The 19,880-nt window shown below is 35.5% G+C and carries 20 protein-coding genes; 12 read left to right on the top strand and 8 right to left on the bottom strand.

The genetic code is table 11. The features are described from left to right. Positions 1–161: 161 nt before the first annotated feature. Positions 162–293, bottom strand: coding sequence for a hypothetical protein (locus ANA_RS28220; RefSeq protein ID WP_256380211.1), 132 nt, complete (start codon positions 291–293; stop codon positions 162–164). On the opposite strand from ANA_RS28220, the gene ANA_RS11895 reads away from it, so the two are divergent. The 8 genes from ANA_RS11895 (at position 268) to ANA_RS11865 (ending at position 6,438) form a co-directional block, all read left to right on the top strand. Beyond that, complete coding sequence (locus ANA_RS11895) at positions 268–837, top strand: photosystem I assembly protein Ycf4 (RefSeq protein ID WP_015080308.1); 570 nt, start codon at positions 268–270, stop codon at positions 835–837. The genes ANA_RS28220 and ANA_RS11895 overlap by 26 nt on opposite strands. 133 nt (positions 838–970) lie before the next feature. Next, the gene (locus tag ANA_RS11890; protein WP_015080307.1) at positions 971–1,750 is read left to right on the top strand and encodes a peptidylprolyl isomerase; all 780 of its coding nucleotides are present in this window, start codon (positions 971–973) and stop codon (positions 1,748–1,750) included. 12 nt (positions 1,751–1,762) lie between these two features. Continuing rightward, positions 1,763–1,894, top strand: coding sequence for a hypothetical protein (locus ANA_RS28215; protein WP_256370230.1), 132 nt, complete (start codon positions 1,763–1,765; stop codon positions 1,892–1,894). Positions 1,895–2,006: 112 nt separating this feature from the next. Next, on the top strand, positions 2,007–3,158 hold the full coding sequence (locus ANA_RS11885; protein WP_015080306.1) for a beta-ketoacyl-ACP synthase: 1,152 nt from the start codon (positions 2,007–2,009) through the stop codon (positions 3,156–3,158). A 58-nt stretch (positions 3,159–3,216) separates the two neighbouring features. Further along, positions 3,217–3,576 carry a type II toxin-antitoxin system RelE/ParE family toxin gene (locus tag ANA_RS11880; RefSeq protein WP_015080305.1) on the top strand — a complete coding sequence of 120 codons (360 nt, stop codon included), beginning with the start codon at positions 3,217–3,219 and terminating at the stop codon, positions 3,574–3,576. Beyond that, positions 3,573–3,905 (top strand): XRE family transcriptional regulator, encoded by a 333-nt coding sequence (locus ANA_RS11875; RefSeq protein WP_015080304.1) that lies wholly within the window; start codon positions 3,573–3,575, stop codon positions 3,903–3,905. The genes ANA_RS11880 and ANA_RS11875 overlap by 4 nt, the downstream gene beginning before the upstream one ends. 195 nt (positions 3,906–4,100) lie before the next feature. Beyond that, positions 4,101–5,534 carry a restriction endonuclease PLD domain-containing protein gene (locus ANA_RS11870; protein WP_015080303.1) on the top strand — a complete coding sequence of 478 codons (1,434 nt, stop codon included), beginning with the start codon at positions 4,101–4,103 and terminating at the stop codon, positions 5,532–5,534. Positions 5,535–5,616: 82 nt separating this feature from the next. Further along, positions 5,617–6,438 (top strand): class I SAM-dependent methyltransferase, encoded by an 822-nt coding sequence (locus ANA_RS11865; protein ID WP_015080302.1) that lies wholly within the window; start codon positions 5,617–5,619, stop codon positions 6,436–6,438. A 178-nt stretch (positions 6,439–6,616) separates the two neighbouring features. On the opposite strand, the gene gcvH is transcribed toward ANA_RS11865, so the two are convergent. Together gcvH and gcvT are read right to left on the bottom strand one after the other, a co-directional pair. Beyond that, positions 6,617–7,006 (bottom strand): glycine cleavage system protein GcvH, encoded by a 390-nt coding sequence (gcvH, locus tag ANA_RS11860; RefSeq protein ID WP_015080301.1) that lies wholly within the window; start codon positions 7,004–7,006, stop codon positions 6,617–6,619. Between the two features lie 76 nt (positions 7,007–7,082). Further along, positions 7,083–8,267 carry a glycine cleavage system aminomethyltransferase GcvT gene (gcvT, locus tag ANA_RS11855; protein WP_015080300.1) on the bottom strand — a complete coding sequence of 395 codons (1,185 nt, stop codon included), beginning with the start codon at positions 8,265–8,267 and terminating at the stop codon, positions 7,083–7,085. 148 nt (positions 8,268–8,415) lie between these two features. On the opposite strand from gcvT, the gene ANA_RS11850 reads away from it, so the two are divergent. From ANA_RS11850 to phnE, 4 genes are all read left to right on the top strand, one after another. Next, entirely contained in the window at positions 8,416–8,913 is a 498-nt protein-coding gene (locus tag ANA_RS11850; protein WP_015080299.1) for a pentapeptide repeat-containing protein, read from the top strand. A gap of 583 nt (positions 8,914–9,496) precedes the next feature. Next, positions 9,497–10,468, top strand: a complete 972-nt coding sequence (locus tag ANA_RS11845; protein WP_015080298.1) for a phosphate/phosphite/phosphonate ABC transporter substrate-binding protein — start codon at positions 9,497–9,499, stop codon at positions 10,466–10,468. Positions 10,469–10,566: 98 nt separating this feature from the next. Beyond that, a complete protein-coding gene (locus ANA_RS11840; protein ID WP_015080297.1) occupies positions 10,567–11,343 on the top strand; it encodes a phosphonate ABC transporter ATP-binding protein in 777 nt (258 codons plus the stop codon). Positions 11,344–11,376: 33 nt separating this feature from the next. Continuing rightward, positions 11,377–12,171 carry a phosphonate ABC transporter, permease protein PhnE gene (gene phnE / locus ANA_RS11835; RefSeq protein WP_015080296.1) on the top strand — a complete coding sequence of 265 codons (795 nt, stop codon included), beginning with the start codon at positions 11,377–11,379 and terminating at the stop codon, positions 12,169–12,171. 94 nt (positions 12,172–12,265) lie between these two features. Here the strand turns inward: phnE and ANA_RS11830 are convergent, their stop codons facing one another. The 5 genes from ANA_RS11830 to ANA_RS11810 all read right to left on the bottom strand — a co-directional run bounded on the left by ANA_RS11830 (position 12,266) and on the right by ANA_RS11810 (position 19,845). Further along, the gene (locus ANA_RS11830; protein ID WP_015080295.1) at positions 12,266–13,075 is read right to left on the bottom strand and encodes an alpha/beta fold hydrolase; all 810 of its coding nucleotides are present in this window, start codon (positions 13,073–13,075) and stop codon (positions 12,266–12,268) included. An 87-nt stretch (positions 13,076–13,162) separates the two neighbouring features. Next, the gene (locus tag ANA_RS11825; RefSeq protein ID WP_174782899.1) at positions 13,163–13,630 is read right to left on the bottom strand and encodes an NUDIX hydrolase; all 468 of its coding nucleotides are present in this window, start codon (positions 13,628–13,630) and stop codon (positions 13,163–13,165) included. A gap of 69 nt (positions 13,631–13,699) precedes the next feature. Then, positions 13,700–16,609: a hybrid sensor histidine kinase/response regulator gene (locus ANA_RS11820; protein WP_015080293.1), complete on the bottom strand. Its 2,910-nt coding sequence runs from the start codon at positions 16,607–16,609 to the stop codon at positions 13,700–13,702. A 50-nt stretch (positions 16,610–16,659) separates the two neighbouring features. Then, positions 16,660–19,284 carry a methyl-accepting chemotaxis protein gene (locus ANA_RS11815; RefSeq protein ID WP_015080292.1) on the bottom strand — a complete coding sequence of 875 codons (2,625 nt, stop codon included), beginning with the start codon at positions 19,282–19,284 and terminating at the stop codon, positions 16,660–16,662. 60 nt (positions 19,285–19,344) lie between these two features. Next, entirely contained in the window at positions 19,345–19,845 is a 501-nt protein-coding gene (locus ANA_RS11810; RefSeq protein WP_015080291.1) for a chemotaxis protein CheW, read from the bottom strand. Positions 19,846–19,880 lie beyond the last annotated feature (35 nt).

The following is a 19,880-nucleotide window of genomic DNA, read 5'->3' as shown; positions in this document are numbered from 1 at the left end:
AATTTAGATTGTGGTAGCGTAATGATTATTAACTTATCACATTCCTCAGGGTTTGGGCTGGATATGGAACAGGAAGTTAAATATTCTCTATCCATATCAGAATTTTAACAATTGGACATAGGTTTTCTCAGAAATCTTCCTAGGGGCGCAGGCCCTGCGGCCTAAAATCCTTCAAGTTCAGGATAAAATTTCTGCTCAATTCTTTGATAACTTGCAATCCAGACTGCTTCAGTGGCAGACTTGAGAAAGATAGTCCAAGGCAGTTTAATGACCGTATCAACAACAATTAACAAAAGCGAGAACCTCCTCTCTCAAAAGGTTCTTGGTTCACGTCGGTTTAGTAACTACTGGTGGGCAAGCATTGTAACTATGGGAGCCAGTGGTTTTTTCTTAGCTGGGATCTCTAGTTATCTCAAAGTTAATTTACTCATAGTTACTGATGCAACACAACTAATATTTGTCCCTCAAGGATTGGTGATGGGACTATATGGTTCTGCTGGCTTGCTATTAGCTACATATCTGTGGCTCGTGGTGCTGTGGGATTTAGGCGGCGGTTATAATGAGTTCAATCGGGAAACGGGGACATTAAAAATCTTTCGTTGGGGGTTTCCAGGGAAAAACCGTCAAATCCAAATTGACGGCAGGATTGCAGATGTACAATCTGTCAGGATTGTGATTAAAGAAGGTCTGAATCCTCAACGTGCTTTGTATCTTAGGGTTAAGGGTAGAAGAGATATTCCCCTCACACGAGTAGGTCAACCGTTATCTTTGGCAGATTTGGAAACCCAAGGTGCAGAATTAGCCCGTTTTTTAGGAGTATCCTTAGAAGGACTCTAGGGATTTTGGATTGGTGAACAATAAGATCCATAACATAAGATCCCCGACTTCTCTAAGAAGTCGGGGATCTGGGGATATAAGGAATAATTGGCCAGAAAAGATGAAGATATTTTGTTTAATGCAGTCACTAACAATGCGGTTAAAATTTCCACAATTTTTTGTAGTTCTGTTGATGATTGGCTCTTTGACTTTGGGAGGATGTACTGGTAGTACAACATCTTCTAATTCATCCCCAACGGCAACTACTACCAGTGCTACTACTAGCGCACAAACAGTATCAGAAACTGTTAGTGAGAGTATTCCTGGAACCAAAGGTTTACCACGCCTTGAGGGTAAAGCTACGGTGGTGATGACGGTGAAGCGTGGAGAAGTAGTTAACCCCCAATCAATTACAATTGAAATAGATGGCACAAATGCACCAATTACTGCGGGTAATTTTGTGGATTTGGTTCAAAAAGGCGTTTATGACGGTTTAGCATTCCATCGTGTTGTCCGTGAACCTCAACCTTTTGTGGTTCAAGGTGGAGATCCCCAAGGTAAAGATCCGAAATTTCCCGAAAATAGACTGGGAACAGGTGGTTTTATTGATCCTAAAACTGGGAATGAGCGCCGGATACCGTTAGAAATTAAACCAAAAGGCGCAAAAGAGCCTATTTACAGTAAAACAATTACTGAGAAGCCTGTATTACAGCATAAGCAAGGGGCGATCGCTATGGCTAGATCACAACCAACTGATTCTGCTTCTGCTCAATTTTACTTTGCTTTAGCAGATTTATCGTTCTTGGATGGTAACTATGCGGTGTTTGGTAATGTTACCAAAGGTTTTGAGGTAGTGAACAAAATTGAGCAAGGCGATCGCATTGTATCGGCAAAAGTTACTCAAGGCGCGGAAAATCTAAAAACTGCTCCATAGTTTAGTTGTCAGTTGTCAGTAGGGGCGAAGCATTTGGAAGATAAATTATCGGTCATTGCCAAAAATAGTTCTCCAAATGCTTCGCCCGTACAGTTGTCAGTGGTCAGTGGTCAGTTGTCAGTGGTCAAAATAATTGATAACTAGCCTAAAGTTGTTTCGTAATTTTACAAGTATTCTTACTCCTGACTCCTGACTCCTGACTCCTGACTTCTGACTTCTGACTCCTTCTTCATGTATTTTTATATAAGATCTAAAATTGGTTAGAGTTGTTGTGACTGGGATTGGTTTAGTTTCCGCTTTAGGTAAAAGCTTGGAGGGTAGTTGGCGAGATTTAGTATTAGGAAAAACGGGAATTAAATTACATCAACTATTTCCAGAATTGGGAATAATTCCCCTGGGATTAATTGCTGAAAAACCCTCTTTATTAAATACACTCACGGAAATAGTTGTTAACTCAGCTTTACAAGATGCTCAATTAATAACGCCTTTACCTGATTGCGCGGTGGTAATTGGTTCTAGTCGGAGTTATCAAGCATCTTGGGAGATCATGGCGCGACAGATGTATCAGGAAGAGGCAGAATTAAACTTAGATAATTGGTTAAATACTTTACCTCAGATGAATGCGATCGCTGTAGCGCGACAAATTGGGGCAACAGCAGCAGTTTTAGCCCCAATGGCGGCTTGTGCAACGGGAATTTGGGCGATCGCTCAAGCTACAATGTTGATCAAAACTGGGCAATACCAACGAGCAATTACAGGAGCAATAGAAGCACCCATAACCCCCCTGACAATTGCCGGATTTAGGCAAATGGGGGCTTTAGCCAAAACAGGAGCTTATCCCTTTGATTTGCAGCGAGAAGGCTTGGTACTAGGTGAAGGTGGTGCTGTTTTGATTCTCGAATCTGCGGAATTAGCCACCCAAAGACAAGCCAAGATTTATGGAGAAATATTAGGTTTTGGCTTGACAGCAGACGCATATCATGGAAATTCACCAGAACCATCAGGTAAAAGTGCAATCATGGCAATTAAGCAATGTTTAGAACGTAGTCACATTTCACCCACAGACATAGACTACATTCACACTCATGGTACAGCTACCCAGTTAAATGACCGCATTGAAAGTAAAATTATTCAACACTTGTTTTCACCAAAATTAGCGATTAGTTCCACAAAAGGTAGCACAGGTCATACATTAGGAGCATCTGGAGCTTTAGGTGTAGCATTTTCACTCATGGCATTGCAAAACCAAATTTTACCTCCCTGTGTAGGACTTCAGCAACCAGAATTTAATTTAAATTTCATCACATCAGCACAAGAAAGTAAAATTCAGCAAGTGCTATGTTTTAGCTTTGGCTTTGGGGGACAAAATGCCGTGATAGCTTTGGGAACAAGTAAAAATTTTTATTAGTTGTGAAAATTGATAAATTAGAGCTATAATTTATTACATCAACGTAATATAATAGAAAGTGAGTTGGGAAATAGAATATACTAATGAGTTTGAACATTGGTGGCAAACTCTTAGAGAGGAACAACAAGATGATATTGTCAGCATTGTTCAACTACTAGAAGAAAAAGGAACTCAATTACCCTTTCCTTATTCATCCGATGTTAAAGGTTCAAAAAATTCCCACTTAAGAGAGTTACGTATTCAAAGCGGTGGTAAACCAATCAGAATATTTTATGCTTTTGATCCGCGACGAGTGGCAATTTTACTGATTGGTGGAGATAAAACAGGAGATAACCGATTTTATGAAAAATATATTCCTATAGCAGATAGTCTTTATGATGAATATCTTGAAGAAATTAGTCGTGAGGGTTTAATATGACAGGACATAAAAAGTTTAGCAATCTTACCAAAGATTTCTCCTCAGAAAGAAAAACCAAAATAGCGAATCAAACAGCTACATTAAAAGAAGAAATGGCATTAGCTGAATTACGTCAAGCTTTAAAAATATCTCAAGCTCAATTAGCTGAAAAGTTGCAAATTAAACAACCTGCTATTTCTAGATTAGAGAATCGTACTGATATGTATGTTAGTCATCTAAGACAAGTTATTGAAGCTATGGGAGGAGAGTTAAAAATAACGGCAATTTTCCCTGATGTGGAAGTAACAATTACTAATTTTGAAGCTTTAGCAATGGATGTTGATAAGTAAGGTAATTCTTGATTAAGGAATTTACTACAAGAATTTTCGTAAGATAGCAACAGATTAATGAAGTTGTTGTTTTCGTAAAACCTCGAATAATTATTCAAAAATTTAAATCTGTGAAACTACCAGGAGTATCAATGATTTCCACACACAACTTTTTTTTTTCAAAAAGACAAACAACAATTATTAGTTGATTTTTTATTGCATGGTAATGTAATAGATGAAAAATACCATTTGATTTTAGTAAGCTGTTATTTTAATTTAGAATCTACCAATACAATCATTCAAGTATTACAAAAAAAAATAAGCTTATATAAAATATCAATATATATAGATAGAGGAGAAGCTATATGTATAGGACTTGACAAGATCAATGATTGGATTAAAAATAAGCATTCCAATAATATTGAGATATCTTTTAAAGTTAATAACTCTTCTAGCTTATTTCATGCAAAGGCATATTGTTTATTTTCGGATACTTCTAAAAAAGGAAGTTTGGTTGTAGGATCAGCTAATTTAACAGGAAGGGGCTTAACTGACAATAACGGAAATATAGAAATATTATATAATACTCAAGATGAAAGTGATATAGAAAACTTTTGTAATGATTTAAAAATCTTAGAAAACGACTTTATGGATGTTTCAGAAATAAATACATTTGTAGCTGATGATGATTACTATTTCAAATATGCTCTAATTCAATTGGGGTGTTTTGTTGAAACAAATGATATAACTATTAATGCTGTACTACAGCATACATATAACTTCAATAAAAAAGGAAAGGAAGAATCCAGAACTGATAAGTATAAGCAAAAAGGCTTTTTAGAAGGAAATGGAGCTAGTAAAAATTATTTTCAAGGCATTAACGAAGATATAGAGACAATTTTTATAAAATATAATAACACTTATAATATCGACTGGGGAAAATACAGTATTAGAACAAAATTTGGTCATTGGATTCCTAAAAAAATACTAGGATATTTAGATGAAATTCCCAAGGAAAAGCAAAAAATCAAAGAATGTCAAAATAGCATATCTTCTGATCTTAAAAGTTGTTTTACAAAATCCAAGGAAGATATGGTGGAAGAGTGGAGAGAGTTATTAATGGATGACCGTTGGGTTGATCATCAGAATATTACTTCCTTAGAAGAAAAAAATCATAATAATATTATAAATATTTTAACTCAAGAAACTGAAAAAATTTTAAAAGATAAAATGGAATATTTTGTTTCTGAGTCTTGTCTAGAAAAGCTATTATTAAGATATGAAACCTTCAACATTTCTTTTGATTTTGCTAATCAAGATGAGATAAACACATTCTTTGAAAATTTAAAATATAATTGTGTAAAAAGTATTAATAGTGATAAAGTAGATAAAAAAATAGATGCAATAAAGGAAGATATTAAAAATATTAATGATGAAAAGCCAGGGGATCAAGTTCTTGAAATATTTAATAAGTATAACCTTGATATTAATACAAATATATTAAATTATTGCTTATATTTATCAATAAAATGCCAAAATCTTATTTTTTTAAATTGGCTCGATACAGATAGATTTATTAAAATTCAAGAAGAACTTGATAAAAAAAATAAAGCTAAGAAAGATAGAGAAAAAGCTACGAAAAAAAACTGATACACGGTCAAAATAATATTATTATAATGATTGAAGTTACTTCCACAGCAGATGAAATAGCAATCTTCTTAAAGAATAACTTATGAAAGAACTGGAACTACTAAAAAACTTATATTCTCAAGATTTAGAAACTAGAAAAAACTGGTATTCTCATGTAGCAGAAGTCTATAATAAATTCAGACCTCGCTATCCACAAGAAATTATTAATGGTGCTGTAGAAGTAGCTCAACTTTCCACCAAAGCCAATATTCTAGAATTAGGTTGTGGACCGGGAAATGCAACTTTAGCATTTGCTCAATTAGGTTTTTCTATGATTTGTTTAGAACCAAGTTTAGCAGCTTGTAATTTGGCAAAACAAAATTGTGTAATCTATCCACAGGTGGAAATTCAGCAAACAACCTTTGAAGAATGGGAACTAGAAACCGGAAAATTTGATGCTGTTTTAGCAGCAACTTCTTACCATTGGATTAATCCTGAATTTGGTAATAGCAAAATTTCTCAAGCTTTACGGAATCATGGTAATTTAATTTTGCTGTGGAATATGACACCGCAACCAGAATATGAAATATATCAAAATTTTCGGGAAGTTTATCAAAAGTATGCTCCACTTTTAGACAGATATGAAGATATAGAAACTCAAAAAGAGATAGTGCAAGCTTTAGGACAAAAAGCCATTGATTCAGGTAAATTCAAAAATTTAGTTTCCGAACAAGTTGTCTGTAGAGTTAATTATTATATGGATGACTTTTTACTGCTTTTAAGCACCTATACACCATACCTAAAACTAGATATAGAAACCAGAACTTGTTTATTTACAGCATTACGAAAAAAGATCGAAGATCATTATGGAGGAAATATCCAAATTACCTATATCTCAGCTTTTCAAGTTGCGAAAAAAGCCTAAGCAGACTGTAGCTAAAAACCTAAATTTAAATGCAATTGCCAGAATTCACAATCCAAAATCTAAACCAAAAAATGGCTACCACCACACTGCGCTATCAAGTGAATTCTGACTCCTGCTATATGTAGAGAGGTTACTGGGAAACATCTCTACATTTTGAGTAATATGAATGTTAAATTATTTACTCACCTTCTACCAAAGCGCGATATTTATCTGCTGTCATAGCGTCTTCTATTTCAGCAGCATCATTAATACGCACTTTAATTAACCAACCTTCTCCATAGGGATCTTCTGCTATATCTTCAGGAGAGTCAATTACAGCTTGATTCCGTTCTATGACAGTACCGCTGATTGGTGAATTCAGGTGTTCTACGGCTTTTACTGATTCAATTGTACCAAATTGGTCATTTAGAGTGATAACATCATTAATTTCTGGCAGTTCCAAAAAAACAATATCACCTAATTGATCAACAGCAAATTCGGAAATACCGATAGTAGCAATGTCGCCATCTAGACGAAAATATTCATGGGAATCTAAGTATCGCAAATCTTGGGGATATTCAAAAGACATATCACGTTCTCTGTTAAAAAAATAGTGTTACAACAGTAACCTAAACAACATTATTCCTCAAAAACCGCAAAGATTATCAGTTAGGAACACGATTCTTTGAGCGATAAAATGGGCGTTTTACAACTACCGCAGGATAAGCCTTGCCGCGAATTTCCACATCTAGCTGCTGCTTGAGGGTTGCTAACTGGGTGGGAACATAAGCTAAGGCTATGGGATAACCAAGTGTAGGTGAGAGAGTACCACTTGTTACTTCTCCTACAACCTGATCTGATGATAATACAGGGTAGCCGTGGCGAGCAATATTTCGTCCTTGTGTTTGCAAACCTACGAGTTTACGGGACATTCCTTGGGCTTTCTGCTGTATTAAAACTTCCCGACCAATGAAATCACCTTTAGTATCTAAATGTACTAACCAACCCAAACCAGCTTCTAGCGGTGTGGTGGTATCATCAATATCTTGCCCATAAAGTGCCATTGCCGCTTCTAAACGCAATGTATCTCTACAACCAAGTCCGCAAGGCACAACACCAAGATCATATAAACTCTGCCACAAGTCTATCCCCACTGATGAATCTACCATCACCTCAAAACCATCTTCGCCAGTGTACCCTGTCCGGGCGAGGAATGCGTGTTTTCCAAAAATGGTTGTTTCTAAATGCCCAAAAGCCTTAATAGGTGATAAGTCTGCTGAAATTAAGGATTGCAGCGAATGAGTAGCTGTTGGGCCTTGAACAGCAATTAAGATTTTATCCTGTGACAGGTCTTGAAATTTAACTACATCAAGATCAAGATGTGCCAATAGCCATTGTTTGTCTTTGTCGGTAGTTGAGGCGTTAACAATGATGACTAAATTTTGCTTACCAGCACTGTCTGTATCCTGGTAATAAATAATGATGTCGTCAATGATTCCGCCCTGGGGGTTAAGTAAGACGGTATATTGCGCTTGTCCAGGCTGTAAACGACTTAAATCGGAAGGAACTAAATACTCAAGTTGGGAAATCAGGTTTTTACCTTGGAGGGTAAATTTGCCCATGTGAGAAATATCGAACATTCCCGCAGTATTTCTGACAGCGTGGTGTTCTTGGGTGATACCGCTGTATTGTATGGGCATTTCCCAGCCCCCAAAGCTGGTGAATCTGGCTTTGAGTTCTACACCCATTTGATATAAAGGGGTTCGCGTCAGAGATTGGGAGGCAGCGCGGTCTTGAGGGTTTCCTCCATGAGCGACTGCCGACAGGGGAGTATTTTCTTGATTAGCCACAGGTGGTTATTTATATTTACTTGGGATAGCACCTCAACATTTATCTATCCTACGGGATTGCTGGTAATTTAGCAGAGAATTACTTCTGCATCCTTCCTGCGGTTTAATGATTAATAGTGGAATTGTTGAGATTTATTAAGCAAAGATTATGAAGTATCGCTCAATATTAGCTAGTCTGATTTTAGCCTTAGTGTTGTTTGTGTTTCCCTTATCAGCGCAAGCTGCAAGCTCTTCGAGTGTAACTAATTCTCTTACTAACAAGGGAGTCGGGGGGAAGGACTTTTCTGGACAAAGTTTAATTGGGATTGAGTTTACAAGTGTGAAATTAGAGAATACTAATTTTAACAATGCTGATTTACGTGGTGCTGTATTTAACGGTACTTTACTGGATACTGTGAATTTTCACGGTGTAGATTTTAGTCAAGGTATTGCTTATTTATCAAGATTCAAAAATTCTGATTTAAGTGATGCAGTTTTTACAGAAGCCATGATGTTGCGTTCCACTTTTGATCAGGTTGATGTTACTGGTGCTGATTTTACCAATGCAATTCTAGATATGATACAGATAAAAAAAATCTGTATTAATGCCAGTGGTGTAAATTCTAAAACAGGTGTAGATACTCGTGCATCTTTAGGATGTAAGTAAAACCCCAGGGTTATGAATTTTAGTCTCACGCAAAGGCGCAAAGGCGCAAAGGTAAGAGCTTTAAAGGTTAAAGGTTTGAAAAAGCCTTGATTCGTAGGTTGGGTTGAACAAAGACCAAACCCAACTTCAGGCACTAAGTAGGTGAACAGAATAAAACCAATCTGTGTAAGTGAACGGAAAAAAACCGTAGACGCGGAGCGGCTTCTCGAAGAGTAATATGTAACGAAAAGTAAAATCGCCCAAACCCTCTTCACTCTTGCCTCTTGCCTCTGGTTACTGAGCAAAGTCGAAGTATTGCCTCTTGCCTAGTGCCATAACGACGATTTTCAATGCTAACCTACTTAAAACCAAAAAATGCGTTGGGTTGCGCTGTCGCTTAACCCAACCTACGAACAATGGCGAAGGTATTAATATTCAGTGCATTTTTAATAGAATTGGTATAAAAATCCGATAAAAAGATTTTTAACACTGTTATGAATAATTCTTTTTTTTGTTTATTGACTTTTATTGTTAAAAAGGCTAAGGTTTTTTATGGCAATAATTGCAACTAATTCGCAAAAATATTCTAATTGGAGTTAAAAAAATGACAATAAATAAAAAGGGATTTTGGGGGATTAGTGGAGGGCTGTTAGCTTTGACGGGAATGGCTTTGAGTGGTTTGGGTTCTATGCAAATAGCCATAGCTAACCCCTTGAAAAATCAACCAGCACCACGCTTAGTTGCTCAGAAGATGAGCCCTTTAACTATAGTTTTTCCTAGTCGTGCTGATTCCACAGACTTGCAAAATAAAGCTAATAATGTGGCTGCTTTTTTATCTCAGGAGTTAGGGATACCTGTTAAAGCGCAAGTAGGTGATGAGACAGCCGCAGTAGAAGCTTTAAGAGCAAATCGGGCTGATGTAGCGTTTTTAAGTAGCCGTCCGGCTTTAAAGGCTGAACAATTAGCAAATTCTCGGTTATATTTGGCTGAAGTTCGCAAAAATTACTCTGGTAGGTATACTTATAATTCTATTTTTGTTGTTCCCAATAATAGCCAATTAAAAAGTAAAAATTCTCCGAAAGCAACTTTAGAACAACTCAGAGGAAAAACTATTGCTTTTACTTCTCCAACATCTGGTTCTGGGTTTATTTTTCCGGTAAGTGAGTTAGTTAAACAGGGTTTTGTCCCTAACCGCGATCGCTTGGATAGCTTCTTTGGTAAAGTTAGTTATGGTGGAAATTATAGTAAAGCCTTAGATGCTGTAGTTAGAGGTCAAGCAGATGTAGCGGTAGTCTCAGAATATGCTCTTTTCCCTCCCTATTTGGCGGCTGAGAATAGAGATAAAGTCAGGATATTACATAAAATTTCTGGTGTTCCGGCTCATGGGATTGCGATTGATGATGATGTCCCAGTTATCATTAGAGAAAAGCTAATTAATGCTTTATTAAAGTTAAACAAATCCGAAAACAATCAATTACTAAGCAGTTTATATAATTCCACAGAATTGGTAAGAGTTGATCATAATCGTCATCTTCAACCAGTGCGGGAAGCCCTGAAAAATGCGGGGATAGAATAATCTTTAAAGGTCAGCATTCAGAATTAGGAATATTGGGAATAAAATTCTTAATTCTGACAAAATTATCATTTTCTGATGAAATTTTCACAAAACTAACCATGACTCCTTTCTCTGAAGTAATTACAAATTATCATTTATCTAAAAGTAACGTGAATTTTATTGAATGTTGTCATTTAGAAACAGATTATATTGCATCTCTACACCGGCCCATTTTAAATAATATCAATTGCCAAATTAATCAAGGTGAATTTGTCGTATTGTTAGGATTGAATGGGGCAGGTAAATCAACATTATTGAAATCACTTGTGGGTTTAGTTCCCTTAGTTAAGGGAGAAATTACAATTAATGGTGTTTCTGTGGGTGATCAAAACTTACCGCAAATTCGTCGAGATGTGGGAATGTTATTTCAAGGAGGGGGATTAATTCGTCAATTATCAGCAATTGATAATGTTTTATCTGGAAAATTGGGAGTGAGAAAGACGAGACAAACTTTATGGGGATTTCCGCAATGCGATCGCACATTAGCCTTAGAATTATTAATACAATTAGGTTTAAGAGAACAAATATATCAAAAAACTAGTCAATTGAGTGGTGGACAACAACAAAAAGTAGCAATTGCTAGAGCATTAATGCAATCTCCACAAATACTTTTAGCCGATGAACCCACCACAGGTTTAGATGTGGTAGCCTCACAACAAGTCATGACAACTTTATCAGAATTGCATCAACAAGGATTAACTATTATTACCGTTTTACATGATTTAGCACTAGCTACAGAATACGCTCAAAGGGCGATAATTCTAGATAGTGGAAAAGTAGTTTATGATGGTAAATGTGAAAATTTACAAGCGCAATTTTCATCACATATCATTTAAGAAAGTTGAATTTATATTTAGTTATTAAAAACAATGAAAAAAATTTCTAATTCACAAATTTTTCATCGTTATCCTTGGCTTATTCCCTCACTTGTATTTCTATTGATGATAGGAGTTTACATTTGGGCATTACAAGGATTACAAGTTGATCTTAAATTATTAAGAGATAGTTGGCCTTTTATTACAGATTTTATTTCACGATTATTTCCTCCCAACTTACAAGTTTTAGATATTGCTATTAAAGGATTAATTGAAACCGTGCAAATGTCTGTCTGGGGAACATCCCTAGGTGCAGTTTTATCATTACCAATTGCCATAGCCAGTTCTAATAATATCGCCCCTTTATGGCTAAGATGGATAGCAAACCTACTGCAAAATGCTGTTCGTTCCGTACCTTCAATGATCTTAGGTTTAATCTTTGTTGCTGCTACAGGCTTAGGCGCACCTGCTGGAACATTGGCATTGTCAATATATACTATTGGTTATCTTGCTAAATTTTATCAACAAGCAATAGAATCTGTAGATCATCGTTCCTTAGAATCTTTACAGGTAATTGGGGCATCGAAAATACAAATTGTCCAGTATGGGATATTACCCCAAATATTACCTTTAGGATTAGGTTACACCCTGTGGATGTTTGAATATAATATTCGTGCTGCTTCGGTTTTAGGAGTAGTTGGTGCTGGGGGAATAGGGTTTCAATTAAAAAGCTATATAGATGGTTTTGAATATACCAAAGCCACAACCATGATGTTAGTGCTATTAGTAGTAGTCACAGTTATTGATTGGTTTAGTAGTAAGTTACGCCGATATTTAGAGTCAATCTAGTCTTAATCTCAATGATCACTTTCCTAGATTTAAGACTATTCTTTCTTCTTCTTTCTTCTTCTTTCTCCTGACTCGGTGACTCGGTGACTCCTGACTACTTATTAATAAAATCCCAAATAGCTTCAGCAACAACCCCAGCACAAGTTTCTGGTAAATTACTTTCCCCATGAGGAATATTATGTAACTGAACTTGAGGAATTAATCGAGCATAAGTATTACTTTTTGATATAGCAGTTTTTGTATCTTGACTACCTTGTAAAATCAAACAGGGAACTTTAATTTCTGGTAAGTGGTTTTCTAATAATTCTGCTTCTATTTCTGGTTTCTTGCGGTTAAAAAGTAATTGACAAGCCGTAGAGGATTGTAATAATTCTCTTCTTAATTCTAAATCTTTAACAATTCTTTCTTCCCAACCAATCAATCTCATCAGCGGCAGAATGAAGCGTAAAAATTTAATTATCAATGGTGAACAGTTAAATAACCGCCGTCTTTTTTGCCATTCCTTTTTTTGTCCTTTTGCTGCGACACCCTCCGGCGCTAACAATATTAAACCAGATATTTGCTCTGGATATTTTAAAGCATAACTAGCCGCAATCCAACCACCAAGAGAATTACCAACTAAATAGACTTTTTCTAATTTCAAAGCTTCTAAAAAATCAGCTAAACACTGGACTTGCAAATCTATAGAATGGTGAATATTAGGATTTGCTGATTCACCAAAACCTAGCAAATCTGGTGAGAAGCAATGGATATTTTTAGCCAATAGTTCCATTGTCGATACCCATTCGCTGCCATCATTCCATGCACCATGTAGAAAAATCATGGGTATTCCTGTACCAACTTCACGCCAAAACAGTACCCCTTGACTAAGTTTGATTCGGGAGTTACGAAATAAAAGATTCATTTTAATTTACTAATTTAGTTGTCTAAGTTGGGCAATTTTTAATTATAGACTTTGGATTTAATTTTCAAACCCAAAATCTTTCATCTTTTATGCAAGTGTTGTTAAGCCATTTAAATAGTCTTGCAACTGACGAAAATGATCATGAGACATATCTGGTTTTGGTAAAGAACTAGGAGGAAAAGCTTGAATTTCCATGACTTCTAAGGAATCTGTTATTGCCATTTTTCCCTGAACTTCGACTTCAACAGTAATACAGATAGAATGTATCCGAGGATCACGATTTGGTGAAGAGTAAACTCCCACTAAACGGCGAATTGTGACCACTTCTAGCCCTGTTTCCTCCATCAATTCCCGACGGACTGCATGAGGAACATCTTCTCCCCAATCCACCATACCACCAGGCAATGACCAACGACCATCATCCTTTCTTCTAATGAGAACAATCTGACCATCAGGTAAAATGGGGATAATACTTGTACCAGTAATGGGGTGGCGGAATATAATACCCAGTACCGTTTGTCCAAAGTGCCATAAACCCCGTGTGGACTGAATCATTGGTTTAAAAACAGCCAAGATTTTCAAATTTAAAATTGCTTTATTGTATTTTATATATTTTTAATTCAATCATGTTGTTTCTGCAATCTGGAAAATTATTTCTTCTAATGTCCTTAATAATTCTTGCTCATTATATGGTTTGGAAAAATAGGCTTTTGCCCCTAATTGCATAGCTAACTGACGATGTTTACTACTACTACGGGAAGTTAACATGGCTACAGGAATATTTCTTAACTCTGTATTGTTATTAATCCGCTCTAAAAAGCTATAACCATCAATACGGGGCATTTCAATATCACAAATTACCGCTTGCACTTGTAAACCACTTTCCAGCTTTTCTAAAGCTTCTTGACCATCTTTAGCTTGTTCTACTTGATACCCACCTTTTTCGAGAGTTAGGGCGAGGTAACGGCGGACATTAATGGAATCATCAACAATTAAAATCACCCCTTTTTGGCGACTAGGTTGTTTGACAGTTGCTACTTTTGGCGGTTTGAGGAATGCAGTTTGTAATCTTGTTGTTGGTAATTTATTACTGATATGGGGACGTTCACCTGTTGTAATCCATAAGACTAAATCATTAGTATTAATCAGGGGAACTACTCGACCATCACCAAGAATTGTACAGTTATTAAACCCACTGGGAAGGGGAATATTACCTTCTACTTGACGAATAGCTACCTCTTGCTCACCCCAGCAGCGTTCTACTTGAACTGCGACCTGTTGATGATCATGTTTGACTATCAATACACTTATAGCATTAATGATCGGCAAAGTTTCTAATTCCAGGTTATTGTAGCGGGAGCAGTTAAACTCAAAGTAACTATTTAGACGCAGCAATGGTAATTGATGGTTTTGCCAGTTAATAAATTCTTTGCCGTCTAGGAAGAAGATTTGCTCCTGTTCTAGGAGGAAAATTTCCTCGATTACGTCTGTAAAAAATGCTAACACTAAGCGATCGCTCTCAACCAATAAAACCCGCGCGACTGACAAGGTAAATGGGACTGATAAAGTAAATTTCGTCCCCACTCCGGCTTGGGTGTCAACATTCACATCTCCTCGCGCTAATTTCAGGTTATTACGGACTACATCCATGCCTACTCCCCGACCAGATAAAGCTGTTACCTGTTCCGAGGTGCTAAATCCTGGTTCAAAAATCAATGATAGTAGTTCTTCATCACTAGCGCTCGCCAATAAAGAATCATCCAAACCCATTTTTAAAGCGCGGTGACGAATTTTTTCTAAAGAAATACCTTGACCATCATCACGAATAGTAATAATTGTGCGATTACTATGATAAACTGCCTTCATTTCAATTAACCCTTGTTCGGGTTTTCCTTGAGTTCTACGAGTAGTAGGATCTTCAATTCCATGATCAAAAGCATTGCGTAACAGGTGCATTAAAGGCTCATTTAAAGCCTCTAAAATACCTCTTTCAATTAAAGTATTTCCACCTTCAATTTTCAACTGCACATTTTTTCCATATTCAACATTTAAATCTCTAATAGCTCTAGGAAAACGTTCCACTAAATCAGAAAAAGGACGCATTCTCACCTGAGTTAATTGTCTTTGCAATTGTTTAGAAGTTTTATTCAGTTTTCGCGCTATTTGGTCTGTATCATCCACACTTAATTGGATATCACTGGTAACTTCTGCAACTTGAACAATAGTTTCCATGACATTTTGAGATAAAAGATTCAATTTTTGATAGCTATCTTGTTCTATAAAATTGTTTTCTGTTCCTTGATTACCATGATTAGTTGATTCTTCTACCAGATGATTATGGGTTATCATTTTTGCATAAGCTGTTCGCAGTTCTTGATTTTCTTGATCAAGAATTTGGACTCTTTGACTAAGATTACGCACCAATTTACGTAATCTTTCCATTTGCACATTTAACCCATTACGTTGAATAATTACTTCTCCAAACAAATCATTAATTTTCTCTAAATGTTTACTAGGAACTCTAACTGTATTTTCCTGATTTTCTCTTTCTTTGGGAAATAAATGAATATCAGTTTTGCGTTCGGTATATTTGTAATCTATTGGCAGATTCTCTGAAGCCAATCCGCTATCAGCACTAACAAAATCAGCACTTTCTGGAGATAATTCGACATTTTCTAATAATTGAAAATCAGAAATAGCTGATTTATTTAATAAATAATCCTGTTTATTTAATGGCTCAGAAAGATTATGATTAATAACTTCACCAAAATCAATTTTTGTTGGTAAATTACCTCGAAGATTGCTTAATACTAAAGTTTGAGATTGTCGCCATGCTTTTAATGCTAAATCAGCAATTTCCACAGCACTATCAGGATCAGTTTCTAAGTAATGACTAACTGATTGACATAGTTGGGTAAATGCCGTTAATTGCAGCATTTCTCCTAACCCACCTAACTCAGTTGCCATCATTACTAACTCTGCTCTTAATCCCGATTTGTTACTATTTTTTAATCTAGCTTCTAGGTGTTGTAAATACTCTTCAACTTCAGTTTCAAATAATAAAGAAATAATTTCTGGATCATCTTCTGATGATAGTAAAGTTGTGATATCTTCTGGGGTAGGTTCACCTAAACGCTCATAAAGTTCGTCAAAAATTGGGTAACAAAATTTTCCTAACCAACTATCATCTAAATCATTACCCTTGGCCAGTAATTCCACAATCTGTCGCAGCCAATCAACACTAGATAGTAATAAACTTTGTAAATGAGTATCAAGTTCCAAGGAATCTTTCTGAGTCTTTAAAACTTTAAAAGCATCTTCCAATTTATGAGCTAAATCACTTAATACCCGAAATCCCATCATAGCTGCTCCACCTTTAATAGAATGGGCGGCTCGCATAGCAGCATTAATATGTTCTAGTTCGATGCGTTTACTGGTGTCAATTTCCAGTAATATTCCTTCTAAAGTATTGAGATAATCAGTTGCTTCTTCCAGAAATTGGATCTGGATTTCTAATTCTTTATCTTTCGTCATTAGTCATTAGTCCTTAGTCATTAGTTATTAATTCAGAACAAATGAGAATATTAATTAGGTGGAAAAGTCTCAATAGTATCTTTTAACTCCTGAGAAATATCTACTACTTTTTGTAAAGATTGGGAAACCTCAAGAGAATTATCACTATTACGGGCTGATATAATAGTAATGTCCTTAATAGTTTGACTAACAATTTGTGATGTTTGGACTTGAGATGTAGTAGAAATCAAAATTGACTGAACTAAGGTATTTATTTGCTGTGATCCATCAACAATTTGTTGTAAACTATGTTTGGCATCTTCGATAATATGGCTACTTTGGGTAACTTGATTAGTTCCCATGATCATCGTTTTTAATACTTCACCAGTTTCTCGTTGAATTTTCTCAATTATTTCCTCAATTTCTTGAGTTGCGGCTACACTTCTGGCGGCTAATTCTCCTACTTCTTCAGCTACTACCGCAAACCCTTGACCCTCTTCCCCGGCTCTTGCAGCTTCAATTCCGGCATTAATTGCTAATAGATTAGTTTGCATAGCAATTTGATTAATTACAGAAACTACACGGGAAATTTGTTGGGAAGATTCTCCTAACCGTCTGACTTTTTTAGCTATTTCATCAACTGTTTCTTGGACAGAGAAAATATTTTGCAATGTTAAATCTATCGCTGCTTCAGTTTTAGTAGCCCTATGGTTAACATCATTAACAATGGTAACAGCTTGTTGTGCTATATCAGCTATAGATTGAATAGCAATAGTCATATTGTCAATGGTTTCTAAGCTTAGGTGTATTTTTTCAGGTTCGATAATTGCTTCTGTTGTGAATTTTTCCAAATAAATATTTACTTCACCAATAGCTTGTTGAATTTGATTGACAATTTGCTGAATACTATTCTGAAAATTCTGGAGTTCTGAAGTGTCTTGATTAGTGTTTGTCTGACTATGTGCTTTTAATCTTTTTATCTCTACTAGTAAATGGGATTGTTCTAAAGCATAGCCAATTTGTGTGGCAATTTGGGTCAAAAAATTAATTTCTTCAGATTGCCAAATATGAGAATTATGGCAATGATGAGCAATCAAAAATCCTTGAATTTCTCCATGACTTAAAATTGGTGCTGTTAAACTGCTTTGCACAGAAAATTTCTTTAACCACTCGATATAACTACTCGTTAAACTTGACTCTTTTTCAATATTTGATATTGCCTCAAATTGACTATTTTTACCAAGTTCTCGCCAGTGGGAATCATTGTTATATACACCGAGCATTTTTTGGTAATCATCAATTACTGATTCAGCAATTACCTTAACAGCTTGGGTTTTTCGATGCAGTTTATAAACGATGACTCTGTCTGTTTTTAGAACTTGACTAACTTCGGAAATGGCAGTTTGATAAATAACCTCAGACTGAAGATTTAGACGAATTTTTCTAGTAATTTCTAGGAGTAATTTTAGCCATTCAATTTCTTTTTCTTGTTCCTCTTCTTTATTAAATACATCTAAATGTATTTGCTCTTGAATTTCCTTAGAGGATGTTATAGATGTACTAGAAATTTTAGAATTAATCCACTGACTTAACCAAGCTATAAACAACGTCATCAATAATGCAATTAATGGTGTTGTACTAGCAATTAATATCAAAAATTCCCTCTGCGGCTTAAAGGCAATTGCTGCATCTTTCGCCACAAGTAACTGCCAATTCATATCCGGTAAACCTGATAATATTGGCAATGGTACATAACTAATTAGTTGCTGCTTTTGATTATTTTTGGACTTGGCTGTAAATGTATCAATATTTTTCGCATTCAAAACATTAGTTAAACTAGGATATATACCTATCAACTTCTCACCAAATAAATTTTGATCGGAACTAATTAAAATTCTTCCTGTTCCATCTAAAAAATAATATTGATTAGTCTCATCTATATAACCTTTTATTACTGTTTCTAAAGCCTTTACAGGCATACGGGTTCTGACTATACCAATAGTATTACCCCGCACTGGATCTTTAATTGGTGCAGCTATATAAATTACTGCGCCTATATTTTTAACTATTTCTGCTTGACTAATAATAGGAGTATTTTGTTTGATTACTTCTTGAAAATAGATCCGTTGTTTTTCGGAAATTAAAGATTCTCCGGCTGATTGAATAATCACTTTTCCATTAAGATCAAATACAGCGACACTATCATAAACCTTAACAGTTTTCATCAAGCGATCCCAGGATGCTTGTGTTTCTATATTAATGATGCTGACATCAACTTTACTTGTTTTGCTAGATTTTTCTGATCCGGCCTTGTTTCCGGAATTAGGAGGACTTAAAAAAGATATACCAGATAATACTTGAATATCTCCATAACGTTGTCCAATAAAATTATTAACTTTATCACTCAAGTTAATTGCTTTAGTTTCTTGGGATGTAATAATTTGCTTTGTAATTAATTTGCTCCCAAAAAGATAAGCGATCGCCCCAATTCCCAAAACTGGTAAAGTACCAATAGCTATGGATAAAATTATAGCTTTTGTACTCAATTTAAATTGTCGTAAATATCCTATTCCCTGATGCCACACCCTATTATAACTAGAATTTTCTCCTCTAACATCAACAACTTTTGCTGAAGAAATTAAAGATGGGTTATTTTGAGAATTGCCACTTTGTTTGATATCAGTTTTATTCAACATATATTCCTCATACCACATCTATAAAATAAAAAAACTACCCCTTTTTCCGAGTATTAATTATTAGTTAATACCAAGAATATCTGAACGTAAAATATGCACTGCATCTAATACCAATAAAATTTCTTCCTGTTGCACCACACAACCACACAAGTAAGGTACTAAACTAGATGCTACTTGTCCTACGGGAGAACGAATATCATCAGCAATAAATTTAGTTGTGCCTTTAATCTCTTGAACAACTAAACCCAAGATCATTGATTCTATTTGAATAACAATGATATTATACTGACGCAACCGATGATCAAGACATTCTAAATTAAACATCTTAGGTAAATCAACTACCCAAATTATATGACTGCGCCAATTCATCAATCCTAATATACAAGCGGGCATATTCGGAATAGCTGTAACCGATGTCACAGGCACAACAACTGCTTCTTGAGTATGAGCAATGGATAAAACAGCACCAGTTTGTTGATTAAGTTGAAATTTAAGATAGCCATTTTCTCGGCTGTTGTATACGGCTGCTTGATGATTAAAGTCAATGTGTAATTTTTTCATGGGCGACTATTATGAACATTAATTTATGGGGTTAT

The sequence above is a fragment of the Anabaena sp. 90 genome, assembly GCF_000312705.1.
Classification (GTDB): Bacteria; Cyanobacteriota; Cyanobacteriia; order Cyanobacteriales; family Nostocaceae; genus Dolichospermum; species Dolichospermum lemmermannii.
The sequence above is the reverse complement of the archived record's forward strand: the minus strand, read 5'-3'. Positions and strand labels throughout refer to the sequence as shown.

Coding starts and splice junctions, on each gene's coding strand:
- ANA_RS11820 (WP_015080293.1), bottom strand. CDS start 16,609: ATGACGAAAGATAAAGAATTAGAAATCCAGATCCAATTTCTGGAAGAA.
- ANA_RS11890 (WP_015080307.1), top strand. CDS start 971: ATGCGGTTAAAATTTCCACAATTTTTTGTAGTTCTGTTGATGATTGGC.
- phnE (WP_015080296.1), top strand. CDS start 11,377: ATGAAAAAAATTTCTAATTCACAAATTTTTCATCGTTATCCTTGGCTT.
- ANA_RS11815 (WP_015080292.1), bottom strand. CDS start 19,284: ATGTTGAATAAAACTGATATCAAACAAAGTGGCAATTCTCAAAATAAC.
- ANA_RS11895 (WP_015080308.1), top strand. CDS start 268: ATGACCGTATCAACAACAATTAACAAAAGCGAGAACCTCCTCTCTCAA.
- ANA_RS11825 (WP_174782899.1), bottom strand. CDS start 13,630: ATGATTCAGTCCACACGGGGTTTATGGCACTTTGGACAAACGGTACTG.
- ANA_RS11875 (WP_015080304.1), top strand. CDS start 3,573: ATGACAGGACATAAAAAGTTTAGCAATCTTACCAAAGATTTCTCCTCA.
- ANA_RS11850 (WP_015080299.1), top strand. CDS start 8,416: ATGAAGTATCGCTCAATATTAGCTAGTCTGATTTTAGCCTTAGTGTTG.
- ANA_RS11810 (WP_015080291.1), bottom strand. CDS start 19,845: ATGAAAAAATTACACATTGACTTTAATCATCAAGCAGCCGTATACAAC.
- ANA_RS11845 (WP_015080298.1), top strand. CDS start 9,497: ATGACAATAAATAAAAAGGGATTTTGGGGGATTAGTGGAGGGCTGTTA.
- ANA_RS11830 (WP_015080295.1), bottom strand. CDS start 13,075: ATGAATCTTTTATTTCGTAACTCCCGAATCAAACTTAGTCAAGGGGTA.
- ANA_RS11865 (WP_015080302.1), top strand. CDS start 5,617: ATGAAAGAACTGGAACTACTAAAAAACTTATATTCTCAAGATTTAGAA.
- gcvH (WP_015080301.1), bottom strand. CDS start 7,006: ATGTCTTTTGAATATCCCCAAGATTTGCGATACTTAGATTCCCATGAA.
- ANA_RS11840 (WP_015080297.1), top strand. CDS start 10,567: ATGACTCCTTTCTCTGAAGTAATTACAAATTATCATTTATCTAAAAGT.